Origin of the sequence: Nostoc sp. (assembly GCF_036917555.1) — a bacterium.
Taxonomy (GTDB): Bacteria; Cyanobacteriota; Cyanobacteriia; order Cyanobacteriales; family Nostocaceae; genus Nostoc.
The window spans coordinates 26,894-47,442 of sequence record NZ_JBALDD010000028.1 but is presented as its reverse complement, the minus strand read 5'-3'; the positions used below and the strand labels follow the sequence as shown (position 1 = coordinate 47,442).

Annotated in this window: 19 protein-coding genes; 3 read left to right on the top strand and 16 right to left on the bottom strand. The window is 41.9% G+C overall.

The window, feature by feature from the left end:
* Window positions 1–36: 36 nt before the first annotated feature.
* The 3 genes from V7K60_RS12980 to V7K60_RS12970 all read right to left on the bottom strand — a co-directional run bounded on the left by V7K60_RS12980 (window position 37) and on the right by V7K60_RS12970 (window position 2,183).
* A complete protein-coding gene (locus tag V7K60_RS12980; protein WP_334926069.1) occupies window positions 37–582 on the bottom strand; it encodes an RNA 2'-phosphotransferase in 546 nt (181 codons plus the stop codon).
* A 68-nt stretch (window positions 583–650) separates the two neighbouring features.
* Window positions 651–1,967 carry an amino acid permease gene (locus V7K60_RS12975; protein ID WP_334926068.1) on the bottom strand — a complete coding sequence of 439 codons (1,317 nt, stop codon included), beginning with the start codon at window positions 1,965–1,967 and terminating at the stop codon, window positions 651–653.
* 93 nt (window positions 1,968–2,060) lie between these two features.
* Window positions 2,061–2,183 (bottom strand): hypothetical protein, encoded by a 123-nt coding sequence (locus V7K60_RS12970; RefSeq protein ID WP_334926067.1) that lies wholly within the window; start codon window positions 2,181–2,183, stop codon window positions 2,061–2,063.
* A gap of 528 nt (window positions 2,184–2,711) precedes the next feature.
* Between V7K60_RS12970 and V7K60_RS12965 the strand changes: the two genes are divergently transcribed.
* A complete protein-coding gene (locus V7K60_RS12965) occupies window positions 2,712–3,401 on the top strand; it encodes a hypothetical protein (RefSeq protein ID WP_334926065.1) in 690 nt (229 codons plus the stop codon).
* Between the two features lie 87 nt (window positions 3,402–3,488).
* On the opposite strand, the gene V7K60_RS12960 is transcribed toward V7K60_RS12965, so the two are convergent.
* Window positions 3,489–4,457 (bottom strand): threo-3-hydroxy-L-aspartate ammonia-lyase, encoded by a 969-nt coding sequence (locus tag V7K60_RS12960; protein ID WP_334926063.1) that lies wholly within the window; start codon window positions 4,455–4,457, stop codon window positions 3,489–3,491.
* 208 nt (window positions 4,458–4,665) lie between these two features.
* On the opposite strand from V7K60_RS12960, the gene V7K60_RS12955 reads away from it, so the two are divergent.
* Window positions 4,666–5,478, top strand: a complete 813-nt coding sequence (locus V7K60_RS12955) for an SDR family NAD(P)-dependent oxidoreductase (RefSeq protein WP_334926062.1) — start codon at window positions 4,666–4,668, stop codon at window positions 5,476–5,478.
* 223 nt (window positions 5,479–5,701) lie between these two features.
* Here the strand turns inward: V7K60_RS12955 and aroF are convergent, their stop codons facing one another.
* The 6 genes from aroF to trpA all read right to left on the bottom strand — a co-directional run bounded on the left by aroF (window position 5,702) and on the right by trpA (window position 11,745).
* Window positions 5,702–6,802: a 3-deoxy-7-phosphoheptulonate synthase gene (aroF, locus tag V7K60_RS12950; RefSeq protein WP_334926060.1), complete on the bottom strand. Its 1,101-nt coding sequence runs from the start codon at window positions 6,800–6,802 to the stop codon at window positions 5,702–5,704.
* A gap of 149 nt (window positions 6,803–6,951) precedes the next feature.
* On the bottom strand, window positions 6,952–8,049 hold the full coding sequence (gene trpD, locus V7K60_RS12945) for an anthranilate phosphoribosyltransferase (RefSeq protein ID WP_334926059.1): 1,098 nt from the start codon (window positions 8,047–8,049) through the stop codon (window positions 6,952–6,954).
* Window positions 8,046–8,222: a hypothetical protein gene (locus tag V7K60_RS12940; protein ID WP_334926057.1), complete on the bottom strand. Its 177-nt coding sequence runs from the start codon at window positions 8,220–8,222 to the stop codon at window positions 8,046–8,048. Before V7K60_RS12940 ends, trpD begins: the two co-directional genes overlap by 4 nt.
* Before the next feature lie 30 nt (window positions 8,223–8,252).
* Window positions 8,253–9,482 carry a tryptophan synthase subunit beta gene (gene trpB, locus V7K60_RS12935; protein ID WP_334926055.1) on the bottom strand — a complete coding sequence of 410 codons (1,230 nt, stop codon included), beginning with the start codon at window positions 9,480–9,482 and terminating at the stop codon, window positions 8,253–8,255.
* A 73-nt stretch (window positions 9,483–9,555) separates the two neighbouring features.
* A complete protein-coding gene (locus tag V7K60_RS12930; protein WP_334926054.1) occupies window positions 9,556–10,782 on the bottom strand; it encodes a tyrosinase family protein in 1,227 nt (408 codons plus the stop codon).
* A gap of 129 nt (window positions 10,783–10,911) precedes the next feature.
* Window positions 10,912–11,745, bottom strand: coding sequence for a tryptophan synthase subunit alpha (trpA, locus tag V7K60_RS12925; protein ID WP_334926052.1), 834 nt, complete (start codon window positions 11,743–11,745; stop codon window positions 10,912–10,914).
* Between the two features lie 102 nt (window positions 11,746–11,847).
* On the opposite strand from trpA, the gene V7K60_RS12920 reads away from it, so the two are divergent.
* Window positions 11,848–12,051: a hypothetical protein gene (locus V7K60_RS12920; protein ID WP_334926050.1), complete on the top strand. Its 204-nt coding sequence runs from the start codon at window positions 11,848–11,850 to the stop codon at window positions 12,049–12,051.
* 46 nt (window positions 12,052–12,097) lie between these two features.
* On the opposite strand, the gene trpC is transcribed toward V7K60_RS12920, so the two are convergent.
* From trpC to V7K60_RS12890, 6 genes are all read right to left on the bottom strand, one after another.
* Complete coding sequence (gene trpC, locus V7K60_RS12915; RefSeq protein WP_334926048.1) at window positions 12,098–12,925, bottom strand: indole-3-glycerol phosphate synthase TrpC; 828 nt, start codon at window positions 12,923–12,925, stop codon at window positions 12,098–12,100.
* 201 nt (window positions 12,926–13,126) lie between these two features.
* Window positions 13,127–15,331 (bottom strand): anthranilate synthase, encoded by a 2,205-nt coding sequence (locus V7K60_RS12910; protein WP_334926046.1) that lies wholly within the window; start codon window positions 15,329–15,331, stop codon window positions 13,127–13,129.
* Between the two features lie 379 nt (window positions 15,332–15,710).
* A complete protein-coding gene (locus V7K60_RS12905; RefSeq protein WP_334926044.1) occupies window positions 15,711–16,907 on the bottom strand; it encodes a 3-dehydroquinate synthase in 1,197 nt (398 codons plus the stop codon).
* Complete coding sequence (locus V7K60_RS12900) at window positions 16,904–17,548, bottom strand: DsbA family oxidoreductase (protein WP_334926043.1); 645 nt, start codon at window positions 17,546–17,548, stop codon at window positions 16,904–16,906. Before V7K60_RS12900 ends, V7K60_RS12905 begins: the two co-directional genes overlap by 4 nt.
* A gap of 8 nt (window positions 17,549–17,556) precedes the next feature.
* Window positions 17,557–18,648: a bifunctional chorismate mutase/prephenate dehydrogenase gene (gene tyrA, locus V7K60_RS12895; protein WP_334926041.1), complete on the bottom strand. Its 1,092-nt coding sequence runs from the start codon at window positions 18,646–18,648 to the stop codon at window positions 17,557–17,559.
* A 14-nt stretch (window positions 18,649–18,662) separates the two neighbouring features.
* The gene (locus V7K60_RS12890) at window positions 18,663–19,952 is read right to left on the bottom strand and encodes a glycosyltransferase family 4 protein (protein ID WP_334926039.1); all 1,290 of its coding nucleotides are present in this window, start codon (window positions 19,950–19,952) and stop codon (window positions 18,663–18,665) included.
* Window positions 19,953–20,549 lie beyond the last annotated feature (597 nt).

Sequence of the window (20,549 nt, the reverse complement as noted above, 5' to 3'; positions counted from 1 at the left end):
TGCAAATATCATTTCAATATTCTGTTTTTTTAAAATTCAAATTTTTTGTAGATACTCAGGTGGTACACATTCGACTAACCAAACACCATTAGCAGAACAATAGAAGATGTAACCTGCCTGATGCATTGCCGCAGTATTGACAGCAAAAACCACTGGTTTTCCATGCCTGGCACCAACAGTTTGTGCTGTTTCTATATCCTTTGATAAATGGACATGATGTCGCGACATTTTGCAAAGTCCTGTTTGCAGAATTAACTCTACAGATTTGCGTCCCGTGCCGTGATAAAGCTGATCTGGAGGAACAACAGCTTCTAAATGTAAATCGACTTTTACACTATGTCCTTGGTTCGCACGAATCAGATTACCTGTAGAATCAAAAGAAAAGCGTTGTTTCTCGTTGAATTCAACTACCACCTGTAATTCCTGGCGGGTAATCGGAAACTTGTTTTGAGCACAAGCGGTAAGTAAGTTATCAACAGCAACCCAACCACCAGGAGAAAGTTTAATTCCAATGGCATCTGGTGTATGACGTAGATATTTGCTGAGATATTTGCTGATTTTGACGAGTCGAGAATCACTCATTGGATTGTGGTTAGCATATCTATACTACAATTATAGTTGTATGTAGCACAATACTTTTATTGATGGTTTTATTTTGTGTAAATTGACAGAATTTGTCTTCCTATCATGGCTAATGCCACTCCAATTATCACAATAAGTGTCAACTTCCCGCCAGGAACGAGTGATTGATTTGTGCTATTTGAGTTTTCTTGTTCTTGACGTTGTTTCCAACTCATTAATGCCGGAATAATTCCACCTAGAACTGAAACACTAAATGTTCCAGTGTAATCTAGGGCAGTAAAAAAGATGCTGGGGTTAAGCGTTCCGAGAGTCATCGGAGGGAAAAGAACCAGCGAATAGAGGGGTAAGCGGCTAGAAAGTTGCCACTGTGCAGGTAGGAAAATATCTTTAAACAAATCCAGCAACCCGTACACAAATCCAATGAATGAAGTGACGATCGCAAACTCTGAAAAAATGGATACTAGCACTCCTAACCATTGCCCCGCACTACCTCCTCGGAGAATTTGTAGTGGATCAAAAACACTTGTACCATCAGAAGTGCTATGTAGCATATCGGGACTGACACTTCCTAAAATTACGGCATTCCATGCCAAGAACATAATTAGAGGAATCACAGAACCAATAAAGATGGACTGACGAATTTTGTGGGCATCCCCTTCGAGTTGCGTCACAATTAGCGGCACAACGTTTTGGAAAAACAGTGCCACAGACATCACTGAAATGGCACTGCCGAGGGCACTCCAGTTTTGAAATAATAGTTGGGCACTCTGAATATGCCTTCCTCCCAGAAATAATAGTCCTAAGAAGGAAACAATGACAATTCCGACAAAGGCGCTGTTTAATTTCTCAATAAATTTTTCTCGCCCAAGATACATAATGCCGCCAAATAAGAGTGTGAAAGCCATTGTGCCCACCCACGTAGGCAATATCTGCATACCCCAGACTTTTGCCGCCGCCGTTCCTAAAATCTCGCCGCCTTCAGTGATGTATGCCACCAACAGAGCATAGTGCATGAATAAATATGCACCGCCAGCAATTCGCGCTCCCAGCTTACCAAGGATTTTCTCAACAACTCCCAAAAAACCTATATTCGGATGCCCTTCTGTTCGCATCGTGTTTAAGGTAACTTCTGCAACCAATAACCCCGAAACTAAAGCGTAGAGCCAAACAGCAATTAGTCCAGATGTGGATGGCACAATACCAGATGGCAGGGTAACGGCTGGTAGAGCGAGAATCCCAGCCCCAACGGTGGTTCCTGCAATCAATGCAGTACTCCCTAATACACTACCCGGTTGATGATTGAGTTTGTTTCCATCAAATTCGAGATGAGAAAATAACCGAGTGACTTGCTCTGAATTTTTTAGAACGGTCTTTATGGGAACCATGCTGAATATCCGCACTTAAACCAAAAAGTTAATATTAACACATGTAAATAATATGTAAATATTCTTTACGAAAACCCTGATCGGTATCTCGTTTTAAAACCCTCGCTCGTTGATGGCGGCAATGACTGTGAGCCATTCATGCAGTGGGTAGTGAGTGCCGTTGGATTGTACAGTGGTTCTGCGACCAGAGCAAACCAAGGTATTTGTGTTGCTCAAAAAAACTCCCTTGTAGTCGAGCGCACTTAGGAGAAAGCTGATGGGGTGTCGTCGATTCGTCAGAGACTATAAGTTATTGCCCGAAACATCCCCGAAACATCAGAAACCTTTATCTACCTTGCCACGATCCGTCTTACAGTGAGGCGACTGGCATAAAAGTTGACTCCTCAAAACTTTTCAAACACCCTCTTATCACCATTTCTCTAATATTTTATGCAACTAGATAGAAAAATAATTCATTCAATATCAAAAAATAAATCATTGAAGTCGTAAATAAATAAATTTATACTAATTTTTAGGAGTTATTAAAAAAGTGTATTAACTAATATTGTATAAAATTTCTTTAATCAATATTAGAAACTCTTTATCAAATAAATCTATACTTTCTAACTTGCTTGTAGGGTGGCAATACCCACCATCTCAAGGTTTTCAGGGTATTACCCACCATAAGATACTTATATTTTTTTAAAAGTTAAACCGAATTTTTACATTAGGTAACTTTGTTATTTTAATCAAAAAAGGACAACTATGTTTGGTTCACGTATAGGCTGGCTGATTTCTGCGACCTTAACTATAGTCAGTTTAGGCTCAAATATGCAAAGTGCAAAAGCACAAGATAATTATAATAATTATACGTTTAGTGTTGACTACAAGACATTTGTCACTTTTGACCCAACCTTCAGACCAGACTTAGGAATTATTAGAGCAACTATCAAAGGTGAAAGTACCAAACCTGCTCCTTATGGGTTGGATTTTTTTCTTAGTGATGACTATGGCAAACTTGAACCTATTGAAAATCCATCGATTAATAAATATACCTTTAACTCAAACCCAAGCGTGTTTGGTTTAGAGGGTGAACCTGCATTTTCTGACAGGTATTATGGTGGTGCTAATGAATTATTTGGCAAAGCAAGTGACAGCGCTGAAATTAATTTTGCCGAAGGCTTTATCAAAGGTGGTGGTACTATTACCATCTTTGGGGGAACAGGTTTATTCCAAAATGCTACAGGCACAATCACTTTTACTGAACAAGACCAACTTAATCTCTCTGGAACCCCTTCTCAAGGTTTAGCTAAACTGAATTTCACCTTGCAAACTCCTCAAGAGGTTCCAGAACCAACGGCGACTACAAGTTTAATTGGTGTCGGTTTAATTGGAGCAAGTTTAGTAATTAGCCGACGCTATAAAAAAAGTTCTTTATCCAGGATAATCAATTAAATATGGGACTATTTAGAAGCCCCGCCTATCAAATTCACGGCAGAACCATACATACTGAACCTGCAAACGATGTTTTTAATTACAATCCTACAGAGAAAATAATTTACAAACTTGCGCCAAATCTACATTTCCACCACTGATGATGATACCAATTCTCGCCTCTGGTGCTTTCACTACACCTTCGAGTAAAGCAGTAGCAGCTAATACCCCAGTGGGTTCAACTACAATTTTCAGACGTTCCCACAAGAAAAACATGGTGCGAAGAATCGCTTCTTCAGATACCGTCACCATATCATCAACGTAATGCAGCACTAAGGGGAAAGTAATTTGACCAAGGCTAGGAGTCCGCGCACCATCGGCGATGGTATTAGGATTTTTGACTGTTTGCAGAGTTTTGGTGTAAAAGGAGCGGGTAGCATCGTCGGCAAGGGCTGGCTCTACCCCGATTACTTTACAATTGGGTAGAAGTGCTTTGGCTGCGATCGCACACCCTGAAAGTAATCCGCCACCGCCACAACAAACTAACAGTAAGTCCAATTCACCAACTTCTTGGATCAGTTCTAAAGCAGTTGTCCCCTGTCCAGCGATTACATGGGGATGATCGTAAGGGGGAATGAGTGTCAAAGAGCGATTATCTGCTAAATTTTGAGCTAATTCTTCCCGGTTTGTTTCTTGGCGATTGTACAAAATTATCTCTGCGCCATAACCACGAGTAGCAGTTTGTTTGACAACAGGTGCATCATCAGGCATGACAATAGTGGTAGGAATATTTAGTAGTTGTCCAGCTAAAGCGATCGCTTGGGCATGATTTCCCGATGAATAAGTGATAACACCTGTTTGTTTTTCTGCTACCGATAGTTGGGCTAGGGCATTGTACGCCCCTCTAAATTTAAATGCCCCTGTGCGTTGAAAGTTTTCGCACTTAAAAAACACTTGGCTATTGGTGCGATCGTTAACGATTCTAGAAGTCAGCACGGGTGTGCAGTAGGCAATCCCCAAAATTCGCTCTTGTGCTGCTTGCACGTCAGTTATATTAACGGAATGATACTGTGCCATTGATGAGGTTATTAAATATTCTTGCTCTTGTTTATATAGATACAGTTTTTTATATTTGCGTTTAATATGCTTGATTGAAGCATATTTGTTTCAGGTGGATAGCATCATTTTTTGTCTGCATAGAAATAGCTACAGCAAATATTATATATTGCTGTAGCTAAATTTATAAAACTTAAATTAATTAATTCACGTTCGCCATTTTTTTAGCATGAATAAAACATCTGAAAGTCGGCAAAAAAAAACTGCTTTAATTACAGGAGCAGCTAGTGGCATAGGCTATCAATTAACCCAGATTTTTGCTCGTCATAGTTATAATCTTGTGTTAATAGATAAGAAGGAACAAAAACTTAGTGAAATTATAGATGAATTTCCCCAAAAATTTGGCATTTCCGTCAAAATTTTTGTTAAGGATTTATCTATCCCGACATCTCCAGAAGAAATTTTCACAGAACTACAGCAAGCATCTATCAAGATTGATGTACTAGTTAACAATGCTGGCTTTGGTACTTATGGAGCATTTAGTGAAACAGACCTCAGCATTGAACTGAAAATGCTACAGGTAAATATGGTCAGCCTGACTCATTTAACTAAGTTGTTCCTCAAAGATATGGTCGAGCAAAACTATGGAAAAATATTAAATGTGGCCTCAGCGGCGGCTTTTCAACCAGGACCTTTAATGGCAGTTTATTTTGCTACTAAAGCCTATGTATTATCATTTTCAGAAGCGATCGCTAATGAATTAGAGGGTACAGGTGTCAGTGTGACTGTTCTTTGTCCAGGGCCAACAGCATCGGAATTCCAACAAAATGCTGCAATGGAAAATTCCAAGATTGCTAGCGTTAACAGAATGATGGATACGGAAACCGTCGCTAGGATTGGTTATCGGAGCTTAATGAAAAACAAAACTGTTGTTGTTCCTGGGATGAGAAATAAGATATTGACTGAAAGCGTCAGATTTACGCCCAGAAATTTAGTCACAAAGGTTGTTAGAAGTATGCACGAACTTAAAAGAAATAGGTAGTTCGATATCCTATACTCTTTTCAAGAAAACCCGACCAACAGATTTTTCAGATGAAAGAATCTGTTGATCGGGTTTAACCATTTGCAAAAAATCGGTTTATAGTCCAATACGCTTGGGTTAAGGGTTATTGGCGTAGATAATTGGTCTTTTAAGAAGCGAGAAATCGCGTCTCTACAATCAGAGTTTTGTTGCTCATTCTGAACTGTATTGGTTTATAGTCTATCTACTTTGAAAGTTCTGGTGTGAGGAGAATTTGGCTTTCACCAATGCGATCAAATGCAGGTGTAGGCCAACGATCGACTACTTTGCCCAGAATTGACATTTCTTGAATTAAGCGGTCAAATTTATCAGGCGTGAGAGATTGGGGCCCGTCAGATAAAGCCTTAGCCGGATTGGGGTGAACTTCAATCATTAAGGCATCTGTACCAGCGGCGATCGCAGCCATTGCCATCGATGGAACATATTCAGACCTACCAGTACCATGACTGGGATCAATCATAATTGGTAAATGGGTAAGCGATCGCAACACCGGAAGGACTGATAAATCTAAAGTATTGCGGGCATATTTACCATCAAAGGTTCTAATTCCTCGCTCACAAAGAATCACATTGGGATTTCCAGATGCCAAAATATATTCTGCCGCCATCAGCCACTCGTCAATTGTGGCAGACATACCCCGCTTCAGTAGCACAGGTTTATCTTGAGCGCCTACCTTTTTCAGCAACGAAAAGTTGTGCATATTTCGCGCTCCGATTTGGATGATGTCAGCGATTCTCGCCACTGCTGATAAATCGGCAGCATCCATCAGTTCTGTGACAATACCCAAACCAGTGGCTTCCCGCGCTGCTGCTAACAAATCTAAAGCGCTTTCACCATAACCTTGAAAGGCATAAGGTGAAGTGCGAGGTTTGTAGGCTCCACCACGCAGAAACTGCGCTCCTGCTGCCTTCACGCGCTTTGCCGTTTCGACAATCATCGCTTCATTTTCAACCGAACAAGGCCCAGCTACCACCACAATCGGATGATGTTCGCCAAAATAGACATCACCGTTAGGTGTCGGTACAACAACCTCGCTGGCTTCTCCATGTCGAAATTCTCGACTTACCCGCTTGAAAGGTTGTTGCACTCGTAATACTTGCTCAATCCAAGGGCTGAACTCTTGAACCTGTAATTTATCGATGCTAGTGGTATCACCAATTAGCCCCAGCACAACTTTATGAGTGCCAACGCTTTTTTCTACTGTCACTCCCCAAGTTTCACTCAGTTCTTGGCTGATGCGAGTAATTTCTTCAACAGGTGTACCGCTCTTAAGTATGATAATCATCTATTTTTCCTTGTGTATAAGTTTGGGTGGGCTAATCTTTACAGGTCGATGCATTAAGATTGCAGGTCGATGCATTGGTATTGCGGGTTAAGGTGTAAGGCATTAGAAGACTTGCGTGTACACCGTAGCTCCTCGTAGGAGAGGTTTGTCTAGCGCAAAAATTCTGCGAGTTGTTCTAGTTTTGTCCAAGCTGCGCCGCTTTGCAGAATTTCCTTAGCAAGGGCAATACCTTTAACACAACCTGCTAAAACATCAGTTTCCCCATGAATGGCTTCACCAACTTGCAGGGCTAGGGCTGTATTTAAAGCGACAACATCCTGCTGCGCTTGAGTGCCTTTACCTTGCAAAACTGCCTTCAAGATTTCAGTATTTTCTTGGACATCTCCACCATGCAATGCCGCAGTGGGTGCAAAACTCAAACCCAGTTCTTGAGGATTCAGTGTCAAAGAGTGGACTTTTTTATCTTGGAGTACAGCCAAGTCAGTGACATCTGCTAAACCAGCTTCATCTAAACGCTCCCGTCCGTGAAGTGCGATCGCTTGCTGACATCCTAGTTGGGATAAAGCTTGAGCAATTTCTTCTAGTAAAAGCGGGTCATTCACACCAATAATTTGCCCTGTCGGTCGCATGGGATTTACTAGCGGGCCGAGCAAGTTAAAAACAGTCCGCACTTTCAAAGTTTTTCGCAAAGTAGCGATCGCTTTTAGTGCAGGATGCCAGCCGGGAGCAAACAAAAAGGTGATTCCAACTTCGCCAACTGCGGCTTGTACTTTTTCAGGAGTGGCGTTGAGATTTATACCCAAAGCTTCCAACACATCAGCACAACCAGTCTTGCTGGATGCCGAACGATTGCCATGTTTGGCAACCTTTACCCCAGCAGCTGCGGCCACAAAGGCAACAGCTGTGGAAATATTAAAGGTTGAAGCCCCATCTCCACCAGTTCCACAGGTGTCAATTAAGGGAGTATGTAGAGACGCGATTAATCGCGTCTGAGAACTTTGGGATTGTAAAACAGTGGCCATGCCGACTAATTCTTCGGCGGAGACACCTTTGGCTTGAATTGCGGCTAAAATCGCTCCTGATAGAACATGGGGAATGGCATCTATGAGCCAACCTTGCATCAAATCCGCAGCTTGGGGAACCGTCAAGGATTGCCGATTTAGCAACTGTTGTAATAAAGCTGGCCAGTTGTAAAACTCAGAAGGGAGGGAGATGTTCTCAGGTGTAGTTTGAGTTACAGCGGTCATATTTGGGCACTTGTACTGAGCGTAGCGTCTCGGAGAGAAGCCGAAGTATTGGGTATTGGGCATTGGGCACTTGTACTGAGTTTACGGTGAGCGCAGTCGAACTGCGACTTGTGCCGAGCAACTTGTACTGAGCGTAGTCGAAGTAAGCCGAGGTAAGCCGAAGTATTGGGCATGGTTGTCTCCCTTATGCCCTGAAGAGAAAATTAAGGAATTAGGACTTTGGCGACGGTTTGCACGTCTTTGTCACCTCTGCCGGAACAATTGATGACGATGCGGGGACTGCCTTTTAATTGAGGACAAAGGGTTTCGAGATATGCGATCGCATGAGCAGTTTCTAAGGCTGGAATAATTCCTTCTAATTGCGAAAGCTTTTGAAATGCATCTAAGGCCTGTTTATCGGTAACGCTGTAATATTCGGCGCGACCAAGATCCATTAAATAACTATGCTCAGGACCAACGCCGGGATAGTCTAATCCGGCGCTAATTGAATGAGCTTCAATTACTTGACCATCATCATCTTGCAGTAAATAGCTCATTGCACCGTGCAACACACCTATTTTCCCTTTTGTCAAGGTAGCAGCGTGTTTTTCTGTGTTTACACCTTCACCCGCAGCTTCGACTCCGATTAGACGCACCGAAGGTTCATGCACAAACTCATTGAATAAGCCAATCGCATTGGAACCTCCACCCACGCAAGCCAGTAGAATATCTGGTAATCCTCCCCATTTTTCTAGAGACTGAGCGCGAGTTTCTACACCGATTATCACGTGGAAATCACGGACAATCATCGGGTAGGGATGGGGCCCTGCAACAGAACCCAGGATGTAATGGGTTGTTTCCACGTTTGTCACCCAATCCCGAATTGCTTCAGAAGTTGCATCCTTGAGAGTTCCCGTACCTGCCTCTACTGGACGTACTTCTGCTCCCATCAACTTCATGCGGAACACATTCAGGGCTTGGCGTTCCATATCTTGGACACCCATGTAAATCACACATTTCAAACCAAACCGCGCACATACAGTTGCAGTCGCAACCCCGTGTTGTCCTGCACCTGTCTCTGCGATAATCCGTTGCTTACCCATGCGTTTAGCGAGTAACACCTGAGCCAAAGCATTATTAATTTTGTGAGCGCCTGTATGATTTAAATCTTCGCGCTTTAAATAAATTTGTGGCCCTGTGCCATCTGGTCTAGCGTAGTTTGTTGTCAGGCGTTCAGCAAAATATAATGGGCTGGGTCGTCCGACATAATCACGCAGTAAGTTTTGCAGTTCTGCTTGGAAACTCGGCTCGTCACGATATTGGTGAAATGCTGCTTCTAATTCACTTAATGCAGGCATTAAGGTTTCTGGGACGTATTTACCGCCGAACTTGCCAAACCTGCCCAATGAATCTGGTTGTTTTGTTGCAGTCTTGATGTCTTGTATGCTTACCACTGTTTAAAATCCTTTTACGTTCAAGTATTTTTTACTTTCGTTCTAACTTTTTAGAACTTATGCCACAGCTGAATCATCTTTGCGTTTTCTTTTCCCCGGTTTGGTAGGTATAGCCCAGTTTCCGGTGATTCAAAACGTCTATGGGGCGCACCAAATCGCTAGAGTCAAAATTTGGTAATAGGGATAGTAAATCTCCTAACGCCGTAGCTTTGGGGGTAGACATACCGCCGTCCCAAGGCCACATTAGGTCTTTAAGATTGTGTCCATAAGGCTGACCACCATCAGCAGGATAAAAATTGCTACCTTGATGACCGTTTTCTTGCCATTCAGCCCAGAGGCGGTCTACGTTGGCATGATGCAACCAAAATACTGGGTCATAAGGCGAACTTGGTATATTGCCCATAGTCCCCAAACCCTTAAACTTTATAGGTGTCGTACTCGAATCTATTTGTACCCCACCAACTAAGCCATGAATGTAATTGTGGATGAATCCTCCGGGGGTGACTTTACCCTGCTCATCTACAGAGATAAATCCTTCCAAAGCAGCGCGAAATAGAGAATAGTCATTAAGACGAAGGGCACGCTGAACATCTTTTTTGGGCACAGGATAATCAATGGCAGGAGGTAGTCTTAGAAAGCGGACAAGTGATGTACCTAAGGATTTTCCGGTATCTGGGTCAATATTTAATGCTGGATTCATCACCCAGCCATTTGCAGCCGAAAAAGCCCCTGGCACAGCGCCGCCTGTAAAGTTTCCCTGATTCGGAATTTTGATGGTTACTCCTTGACCGTTGGAACCAAGAAAGTCATCGTTAAAAATTACATCAAGTGATTTAGCGTCTGTCCAATCCCAGTATGGCAGACTAACAGTTGGATCTACTGCTTGTAGAGCTTGTTCAAATCTGCGGATATATTCTCGATGCCAAGGGAAAAATGCAGCATTTTCATGAGCAAGTTCCTGGACGGAACCATCAGAATGCCCTTTATGGTTATGAATCAAGCGTGTTGCCCCTAGATGTATGGCAACAAATTGGTCGTAAATACTGAGCTTGCTACCTACGGGAATTACAGTTTTTAAGGTTTTGATCGCCTTGACTAAGGCTGTTTTCTCTGCTGATGTCAGGTCAGTTACGTTTTTTCTTACAGTTAGATAACCCTGTTGTCCTGGTAAATTGTAATTCCAATGGTATTTGTATTGTCCGTGGTCAATGCGATCGTGGGCAAAGACTGTAAGCGCACAGGTGCTAACTAGAAGTACGCTATATATTAATATTTTGAAGGATTTCAGCAGTAGTTTCATTATCTTAATCGAAGCAGAGGAGCAGGGAGGCAGAGGGGCAGAGGAGCAGAGGGGCAGAAAGAGAAATAATTGATACTAATTCTTTATTCCCTATTCTTCATTCCCTACTCCCTAAATCTGCGGGTGAATTTATCCCACCTTTTGAAGAGATGGACTTTTGCGCTGACTTTCTGTGATGGCTGTTTTAAGTTCTCGACAAAATTCTTCTACAGCTTGCAATCCTTCTGTTGGGCTACCTTCAGCTAAACGTTTTACAAAGGCGCTACCAACAATCACTGCGTCTGCTCCCCATTCCATGACTTGATGTGCTTGTTCTGGTGCGGAGATGCCAAAACCAACGCCAATGGGTTTATTGGTGACGCTTCGCAAATCTGTAATTAAATGCTCTACGCGGTTTTGGATTTGAGTGCGGATACCTGTAACGCCTGTAACACTAACTAGATAGATAAAACCCTGAGATTGACGAGCGATCGCCTCAATTCTATCTTGAGAACTGGTAGGAGCTACGAGTAAAATTACCTCAATTCCGAAAGATGCAGCAGTTTTGATTAATTCTTCTGCTTCTTCTAAGGGTAAGTCTGGTACTACCAATCCCTGCACCCCAGCAACGGCAATTTGCGCCAAAAACGACTTAATACCCCGGTGCAAAATGGGATTGTAATAAGTAAATAGAATTATCGGTGCTTTTAGGCTAGGAATCACTATGTGTAACATCTCTAGCACTTGCTCTAATTTCGTGCCTTTTTGCAAAGCGCGGGTTGCTGCTGCTTGAATCACAGGCCCATCTGCGAGAGGATCGGAGTAGGGAATGCCCAACTCGATGAAGTCAGCACCGTTGCGATCTAAGATACGTAAAGCTTCGGCGGTGGTTTCTAAGTCAGGATCGCCTGCTGTGATAAAAGGGATTAAAGCACACTGTTGGCGATCGCGTAAAGTTTGAAAGGAATCGGAGATAGAGGTCATGCTGAAAAATAGTTAATGATTGGTTAATAGTTTTGGAATAATTAACACTTAGCAATTAGCGATGCCGATGCTAAATTTTTTCTTAAAGAGTCTTTGATACTCGTGAATGAGGCTTTTATCTCCGTTAACGAGTCTTTGATACTCGTGAATGAGGCTTTTATCTCCGTTAACGAGTCTTTGATACTCGTGAATGAGGCTTTTATCTCCGTTAACGAGTCTTTGATACTCGTGAATGAGTCTTTTAGCTCCGTTAACGAGTCTTTGATACTCGTGAATGAGTCTTTTAGCTCCGTTAACGAGTATTAGAGCTTCATTTTTTGAGATTGCAGATTTTAGTAATTAGGTAACAGATTTAAGAAAGGCTCAAAATCTCACGCACAGCTTGTTCTACATTGCTTTGTTTAACTAAAGACTCTCCAATCAGAACCGCACGCGCACCAGCCTCAGCGACAAAAGATAAATCAGCAGGTGTATACAGTCCAGACTCGCTGACAACGGTGATATCCAAACTTTGTAATTGTTGCTGACGCTGTGCTAAGAGTTGCTGTGTTGTTCCTAAATCAAGAGTAAAATCTTCTAAATTGCGATTGTTGATTCCTACTAAACTTAGGTTATCAAGCTTTAGCACTCGATCCAGTTCAAACAAGGTATGGACTTCTACCAGTGCAATCATGCCCAAATCGTGAATTACTCCCAAAAAGTCTTGGAGTTCTCGATCTGATAGAATAGCCGCAATCAACAATACTGCATCTGCGCCTGCTATCCGTGCTAAATAAATTTGATAGCAGTCAATGATGAACTCCTTGCACAGTAAGGGTAATGCTACTTGTTGACGCACATTCCGCAGATTATCAAAACCGCCCTGAAAGAACTTTTCGTCAGTCAGGACTGATAAACAAGCTGCACCGCCTCGTTCATAAGCTTGAGCAACAGCTACCGGGTCAAAATCTGTGCGGATAATCCCACGGCTAGGTGATGCTTTTTTTACCTCTGCAATTAAGCTCGGTTGGTTAGGGTTTTCTTGTAAAGCAGCCAAGAAATTTCGCACATTCGGGGCTGTATTTAACTGTTGTCGCAAGGAGGCTAAAGGCAGTTCTTGCTGCATTTGTGCAACTTCTTGCCTTTTATGCGACACAATATCTTCGAGAATATGGCGGGAAGGAGCAACTTGGTTAGTCATAAACAGCTAAGGGTAGTGGAATGGGAAATAACTAATTATTCTCACATTCTTGTTATTCTCGTTCCTAGATTCCATCTGGGAATGCATTCTGTGCAGGCTCTGCTGGCCGATAAGACTAAAAACACTTTTAAATCTCGGTATGAGGGAGGCGGAGCCTCAAGGATGGCATTCCCACGCAGAGCATGGGAACGAGGCAAATGACTAATGACCAATAACTAATGACTCTTCAACTCGCGTATATGCACGCACCACATTTTTAATGATTTCCAAACCGACTTCTCCACCTAAAGTCATGATTGATTCTGGATGAAACTGAACGGCGGCGATGGGAAGTGTCTGATGTTCAATGCCCATAATTACGTCGTCATCAGACATCGCTGTTACTTTCAGTTCTTTTGGCAAACGTTGCGGTAGGGCAAACAATGAGTGATATCTACCGACTGCAAAGGATTCGGGTAAGTTTTTGAAAGTGACAGAATCGGAATCGGTAACGAAAATCCGTGAAGATTTACCATGTTGAGGATAGTTGAGAACTCCCAATTCGCCATCAAAAGCTTCAATGATGCCTTGCAATCCCAGACAAACTCCAAAAATGGGAATTTTGCGATGCAGAAGGGCGCCGACAGTTTCGGGAACCCCAAAATCACTTGGTCTACCAGGCCCAGGAGATAAAACAACTAAGTCAGGGCGTTCTGTATCGAATAGCGATTCCGAGAAACCATGACGGAGTGTGGTAACGCTTGCACCAGTTTGGCGAATGTAATTGGCTAGGGTATGAACAAATGAGTCTTCGTAGTCTATTAATAAGACGCGTTTGCCAGATTTTACACCTGGAACGTGTTTACTTAATTTTAGAGAACCGGATTGATTAATTTTCTGACTCGTTTGCTTCACACGCCGAATCGTTTCAAATAACGCAGCGCCTTTGGTAATTGTTTCTTGTTCTTCTGCTTGGGGTATGGAGTCATAAAGGACAGTAGCCCCGACTCGCACTTCGGCGATGCAATCTTTTAATCGAATTGTCCGCAGAATTAAGCCAGTATTTAAATTGCCATTGAAATTTAAATAGCCGACTGCTCCACCATACCAACGTCGGGCGCTCTTTTCGTGCTGTTCAATAAAATCTATTGCTGCCCTTTTGGGTGCGCCGGTGACTGTAACTGCCCATGTATGCGACAGAAAGGCATCTAAAGCATCAAATTGCGATCGCAGAGTACCCTCAACATGATCTACTGTATGTATCAGGTGGCTGTATAATTCAATTTGGCGACGACCAATGACTCGTACTGAACCAGGTTCGCAGATTCGGGATTTGTCATTGCGATCGACATCAGTACACATGGTCAACTCAGCTTCATCTTTGTGAGAGTTGAGTAACTGACGAATTTGCACCGCATCGTCAAGAGCATCTTGTCCCCGGCTAATAGTGCCACTAATAGGACAAGTTTCTACCCGCCTACCTTCAACCCGCACAAACATTTCTGGAGATGCACCAATCAGATATTCGCCACCTAAATTAAAAATAAACCCATAAGGACTAGGATTTATTTCCTTTAAAGTGTTAAATAGTTTGCTGGGTTCGTCTTCATAGCCTTCAAAAAAGTTTTGACTAGGAACAACTTCAAATAAATCGCCTCTGCGGAAATAATCGAGTGCAAGCTCAACTTTTTTCGCATATTCGCCTACTTTATGGTCAGCAGTTTGATTTGGTAGAAGATGTTTGCCGCGATAATCTACAGACTCACCTGTTCTAGGAAGATTCTTTGTGCTGCCGTGCGCTGTTTGAAAATCATATTGTAGACGAAATGCACGTTGCTGATAGTAGTCAACAATAATCAATTCATCTGGCAAATAAAGCACCAAATCACGTTGATCTGTAGGACGCTCCAAATGTTGGGCAATTGGTTCAAACTGAAAAACTAAGTCATAACCAAACGCACCATACAAGCCTAAATGCTCATCTTCTTGACTGGAGAAAGTATATAGAATTTCGCGGACAACTGTAAATGATGAAGGCTGTTTACTACGTTCTTCTTCAGTAAATAATTCTTTTGTAGCTTTAATAAAGCCGACGATATTGTTATTTTCTTGGGTAACGTTCTCAAGTTGTCCTGACTGGGATAGGCGCTCTAAAAGAAATGGCAAAAGCACTTGACCGCGTTCATTCAATGCTATTAAAGTGAAAGCATTTTCCTGTGTAGTCAACTCTAACGGTGGATTGACAAATCCGATTGCCCATCTTTTGTATCTGCCTGGATATTCGTAGCTACTCCTTAGCAAGCCTCCACGCTGAGAATTTAAATGGAACAAAATATCTTCTAGGGCAGTGTCCATCTTAACTTCGGTGATGGAGCGAGAAACACTTACACCGCCAAGAGTATTGTAAGAACGTGAATCAAAAATCATGAGTAATTTCTCTAGAATATTTGTTAATCAATCATTAAGCAACAACCATTAGTCATTATTAGTAGTTATTTTAAAACCTAGAACAGACTTAGATAATCTTCTATCAATCTAAGTCAACATATTCTTTTTAAAAGATGTAATCAAAAACCTTTAGCTTCTTATTTAAGAATACTAGATATCAAGCAAATAATACATTGAACAATTTTTAGATTAGGTGTCAATTTATTCGCTTTTTATACTGTTTTTCTAGTACATTTACCAACAACTCCATTTAAAAATTCCCACCTCCCCCAAAAGTAGTAAATAATATCATAAAACCTCTTTACTTTGCGCTTCCCTCAGCGTACCTAGCCTATGGGAAGGCAAAGCGCCTATACATTTAAAATTCCCTCCTCACCTCCTGCAATAGCAATATTGCTTGCCTATACAACAACAAATTCACCTCATGAACCTCAACTCTTTCTCCAATCCCTTTTAATAGCGTTAAAGTCAACTCTCCCCCCAAATGTTCGCGGAATTCAGTCAAACCCCGAAACAAACAATTAATATCTTCCAATTGTGATGAATTCTGGGCCAGTTCAGGCACATACAACGTAAAACCCAACGCCGATAAAGTATTTAATATCCGTTGCCACTCCGAACAATCCAGCAATCCTATCAAATAAGAATAAGTGCTATCCAAAGCAATACCGATCGCAACTGCTTCACCATGACGCAAGCGATAATTTGTCAAATGCTCCAGTTTGTGAGCCGCCCAATGTCCAAAATCCAGGGGACGAGACGAACCCATTTCAAAAGGATCGCCGCCATTGGCAATATGTTCTAAATGCAACTGGGCGCAACGATAGATAACCTGTTGCATAGTATCCATATCTCGCCGCCTCAGAGCTGCGGTGTGAGAGTGGATAAAATTAAAAAAGCTAGCATCCTTAATCAGCGCCACTTTGACTGCTTCTGCAATCCCAGAACGCCAATCGCGATCGTCTAGAGTTGTCAAGAATGCAGAGTCATTTATAACTGCATAAGGTGGCGCAAATGTGCCGAGGAAGTTCTTTTTACCAAAGGCATTGATGCCGTTTTTGACGCCAACCCCAGAATCATTTTGCGCTAACACCGTCGTCGGCACCCGAATTAGACGAATTCCCCGGTGAGCAGTTGCAGCTGCATATCCCACCAAATCCAATACCGCCCCACCCCCGATCGCTAATATGTAAGAGTGGCGACATAATCCGGCGGCTTCAATCTGTTGCTGGATTTGCTCTACTAAAGTGTGATCGTTTTTGGCAGCTTCTCCTCCCGAAATTATCATGGGTTGGGCTGCGATCGCTAGTACCTCTGCATAAAACTTGGTATACGCGACTAATTGCTTCACCAATTCAGGTTGATACTTTAATATTCCTGCATCTATGACTGCAACTATTTTCTTTGGCTTTGTCTCCTCATCCGCACCAATCACTTGGGCTAAGGTGGGATTTTTCAACTCAAATAAATTTTGGGTGAAGTAAACCTCGTAGTTAAAAGTAACCGAAACGCGTTGATTAATTAATCTACTTTTTTGCTTGATGTCAACTATCATATTTTCGCAGGTATATCTAAAAGTGCAGCACGATTCAAAGTTTCTAGGAATACCTCTACCGAGTGAGAACCATTTACCTTAACTTTGTCATTGATTACGAAGAACGGCACGCTCTTGATGCCATTTAACCGAGCAAATGTTGATTCTGCAATAACTGCATCACTCACCACACGATCATTTAATTGCAACTTTAATTCGCTAGTATTCATCTGATACGCTGTACCAATGGCAATAATAACGTCAATATTTCCAATGTTCAAACCGTCTTCAAAATAAGCTTTATAAATAGCTTCGACGACATCGTTTTTTACGTTTGTGGGTGCAAGTGCAATCAGTTGATGAGAAAGCTTAGTATTGACAGCTAAACGGATTTTGTCAAAATCTAGTTTAACTCCAGCCACCTCACCTGCGCGTTGCGTACTATCAAATATCTGTTGTATTTCTTCTGCTTTCATACCTTTTCTATTTTGTATAAAGCTGCGAAATTCGTATCCCTCGGCAGGAACAGTATTGTCCAAAAGAAAAGGATGCCAGCGGATATGTACTTCTTGTTCTTGCTGTTGTGCCAGTGCATCAAACAGATATTTTTTCCCAATTCTACACCAAGGACAAACAGTATCATGAAAGATGTCTATCAGCATATTTTTATTTAAATGCTAATATTTGTATGCATCTGCGGTTGAAAATCTCGTTGGATAGCCATTGGGTTTAAAGGCTGCATAAAAGTGTTGATTTTTTCTTCAAAAAAGTTTTGAGCCTTTTCAAATTCTTGAATTAATCCGTCTCTGTCTTTCATCGCTACTAGTTTTGCCAAACGACTGTAAGTATCAGCTAAAAAGCTAATTGCATCACACCTTTGTTCTGTAGCTAGCATAATATCCACACATAAGTGAGGGTTTTGGGAAAACAAACGTTTAACAATATCAATTTCTTGACGGTAGTTAAGAGTTGACATTGTTAAGGTCTGCTGTATATCAATTTTTGCTTCCGCTAAAAAAACGCCAAGACTAAATCTACAGAAATGTTGTGTTGCTTGAACAATCACCATCATTTGATCGTGTTCTTCAGGCGTACAAACAATTAACTCTCCACCTTGACTTTTAATATAGTCTAAAAACCATTGAAATGAATCATCATTTCGACCCGGACACACTACTACTTTTTGTCCAAAAAACGATTTTACATTTGGACCAAACATTGGGTGTAAACCCATGACTGGACCAGAATGGTGTTCGAGCATTGCTTGATTTGGCTGTGTTTTAATACTCGTAATGTCACACAAAGCGGTAGTTGGGGCGAGGTATTTAGCTGCACGCTTGATAACATCAACTGTATGTTCAATAGGAACACTGACTAAAACTAATTCTGCCTGACTTAACAGTTGATCTGCGTATTCCCAATCATCAGATTCGAGAACACTAACATTGTTACCTACTAGTGAAAGCTGCTCTTTAAATAATCTTCCCATCCTGCCGCATCCACCGATGATGGTGATTTGTCGGGGAGTGAGATGATTTGTTGCATATTTAGGAATCAGAGTAGCATGACAACTATTTAGCACACCTGCCCAAACAGACTCAGGAATACCAGCTTGGGCGAGTAGGGGAGCGACATCAGCCAGTTGCTTATCTAAAGAAGGTTGTTCTGATGCTGCTAATAATGATATGCGATCGCTCAATAAGGCAATCAACCTTTCGTCAGTTTTTTTAAGCCGATCTAAATAAGAGGATTTCAAAGGCATTTTTCTTCCAATTTTCAAATATCAACAAGTGATTCCTGAGAATTCAATTTGGGCAACATATCCAAAGTTGTTGCTTTTTTGGCAATCATATTAGAAAATAACTCTTCATACCGATCTAGCGTTTGCTCAAAGGAATAGTTTTCTACCGCAAACTTTCTTCCTTCACGCCCTAATTTTGCTGCTAGTTCCGGCTGATTATATAAATCCAATACCGCAGTGGCTAAAGCATCTGCTGACTCTGGCTTAACGATAATACCGCCGCCACTTTCTCGAATAGCTTTGGCAGCAGTACCAGTGGCGGGAACTGAACCCACAATTGGGCGACCACTGGCTAACAACAATGGTATTTTAGAAGGCATATTGAAAGAAATCACATTGCTCTTTTGCACAATCAACCCGACATCAGCAGCTGCTAACATTTGCGGTAGTTTTTCTCGCGCTTGCAATGGTAAAAGCAATACGTTATCTGCACCACAAGCAAGACAATGTTTTTGCAACCTTTCGAGAGCTTGGGATTCGCCGGCTACGACAAAGACAATATCATTAATATGGCGCAAGCAAGCTGCTGCTTCTATTACTGTCTCCAAACCTTGCGTGAGAGCAATATTACCTGAATAAAGCACTACAAATTTACCATCGAGTTGATGGGTAGCTCTCCAATAGTTATTCTCCTTTGGTAAAGGGCGGATAAAATTTAGATTTACCCAATTTGGAATGCAGGCAATTTTATTAACAGGTACACCTTTATTTATTAAATTATCCACAAAGCCATCAGCAATCACACTAATGGTATGTGCATTTCGGTAGGCAAATTTTTCTAAAGCTTCTAGAGCGAGAATCATCAACTTATTTTTAATTAGCCCAACACGCACAGCAGCTTCTGGGAGGATATCTTGCACATTCAGGACTACTGGACAGTTGTATAGCCAACTTATTAAGGTTGCAGGTAAGCAAACGAGTAACGGTGGCACTGTTAAGAGAATTAAATCAGGTCGCTTACCCTTGAGAGCTTGTGGCAAACTTGTAAAGACAAAGCTCAACTCTAGCAGTAGCCGATCTACAAGGTTAGGTTTAGACTTAATCCGCAGGTAACTACGCTGAATTTTGACACCATTTTTCTCTTCAGTAACGTATAACTTACCCCGATAGCGATCGTAAATCTGACGCTGAGGATAGTTAGGCATACCTGTGATTACCCGCACTTGGTGCCCTCGCTTCACCAGCCCTTCTGCTAGTTCAGTCATCAAAGGTGCAATACCAATTGGTTCTGGATGATAGTTGTATGAATAAATCAGAATGTGCATGAGCTGTTAATGTCCTGGAAGCAGCTTGATAATGTTGGCTTTATTGTGTTATCCAGTTTTTATCTCCGTTATTCCAGATTTAATGACCAGAAATTTTCGTAGGGTGTGTTACTAGCAAGAGTACAGCACCAAATTTATTGAGATGGTGCGTTATGCCCTTGGCTAACGCACCCGACGAAACAGAAGTTTTAGATTTTGTTTAATCCACTTCAGCCTCTGAACTCGGAACTTCAGCCTTTGAACTCGGAACTTCAGCCTCTGAACTCGGAACTTTAGCCTTTGAACTCGGAACTTCGACCTCTGAACTCGGAACTTTAGCCTCTGAACTCGGAACTTCAGCCTCTGAACTCGGAACTTTAGCCTTTGAACTCGGAACTTCGACCTCTGAACTCGGAACTTCAGCCTCTGAACTCGGAACTTCAGCCTTTGAACTCGGAACTTCGACCTCTGAACTCGGATTCGGTCATATTAAGCTGTTACGCATTTAAGTTGCACATCAACTGGTGAGGTTGTCCTTAGTAAACACAAATGACTAATGACTAATGACGGTCTACACGGAAAATAGTGCAATATGTAGGCGCGTTAGCTTAGTGCTAC

Excerpts from the sequence above, each read along its gene's own strand:
- V7K60_RS12980 (WP_334926069.1), bottom strand. The coding sequence starts at position 582 with ATGAGTGATTCTCGACTCGTCAAAATCAGCAAATATCTCAGCAAATAT.
- V7K60_RS12975 (WP_334926068.1), bottom strand. The coding sequence starts at position 1,967 with ATGGTTCCCATAAAGACCGTTCTAAAAAATTCAGAGCAAGTCACTCGG.
- V7K60_RS12965 (WP_334926065.1), top strand. The coding sequence starts at position 2,712 with ATGTTTGGTTCACGTATAGGCTGGCTGATTTCTGCGACCTTAACTATA.
- V7K60_RS12960 (WP_334926063.1), bottom strand. The coding sequence starts at position 4,457 with ATGGCACAGTATCATTCCGTTAATATAACTGACGTGCAAGCAGCACAA.
- V7K60_RS12955 (WP_334926062.1), top strand. The coding sequence starts at position 4,666 with ATGAATAAAACATCTGAAAGTCGGCAAAAAAAAACTGCTTTAATTACA.
- aroF (WP_334926060.1), bottom strand. The coding sequence starts at position 6,802 with ATGATTATCATACTTAAGAGCGGTACACCTGTTGAAGAAATTACTCGC.
- trpD (WP_334926059.1), bottom strand. The coding sequence starts at position 8,049 with ATGACCGCTGTAACTCAAACTACACCTGAGAACATCTCCCTCCCTTCT.
- V7K60_RS12940 (WP_334926057.1), bottom strand. The coding sequence starts at position 8,222 with ATGCCCAATACTTCGGCTTACCTCGGCTTACTTCGACTACGCTCAGTA.
- V7K60_RS12930 (WP_334926054.1), bottom strand. The coding sequence starts at position 10,782 with ATGAAACTACTGCTGAAATCCTTCAAAATATTAATATATAGCGTACTT.
- trpA (WP_334926052.1), bottom strand. The coding sequence starts at position 11,745 with ATGACCTCTATCTCCGATTCCTTTCAAACTTTACGCGATCGCCAACAG.
- trpC (WP_334926048.1), bottom strand. The coding sequence starts at position 12,925 with ATGACTAACCAAGTTGCTCCTTCCCGCCATATTCTCGAAGATATTGTG.
- V7K60_RS12910 (WP_334926046.1), bottom strand. The coding sequence starts at position 15,331 with ATGATTTTTGATTCACGTTCTTACAATACTCTTGGCGGTGTAAGTGTT.
- V7K60_RS12905 (WP_334926044.1), bottom strand. The coding sequence starts at position 16,907 with ATGATAGTTGACATCAAGCAAAAAAGTAGATTAATTAATCAACGCGTT.
- V7K60_RS12900 (WP_334926043.1), bottom strand. The coding sequence starts at position 17,548 with ATGCTGATAGACATCTTTCATGATACTGTTTGTCCTTGGTGTAGAATT.
- tyrA (WP_334926041.1), bottom strand. The coding sequence starts at position 18,648 with ATGCCTTTGAAATCCTCTTATTTAGATCGGCTTAAAAAAACTGACGAA.
- V7K60_RS12890 (WP_334926039.1), bottom strand. The coding sequence starts at position 19,952 with ATGCACATTCTGATTTATTCATACAACTATCATCCAGAACCAATTGGT.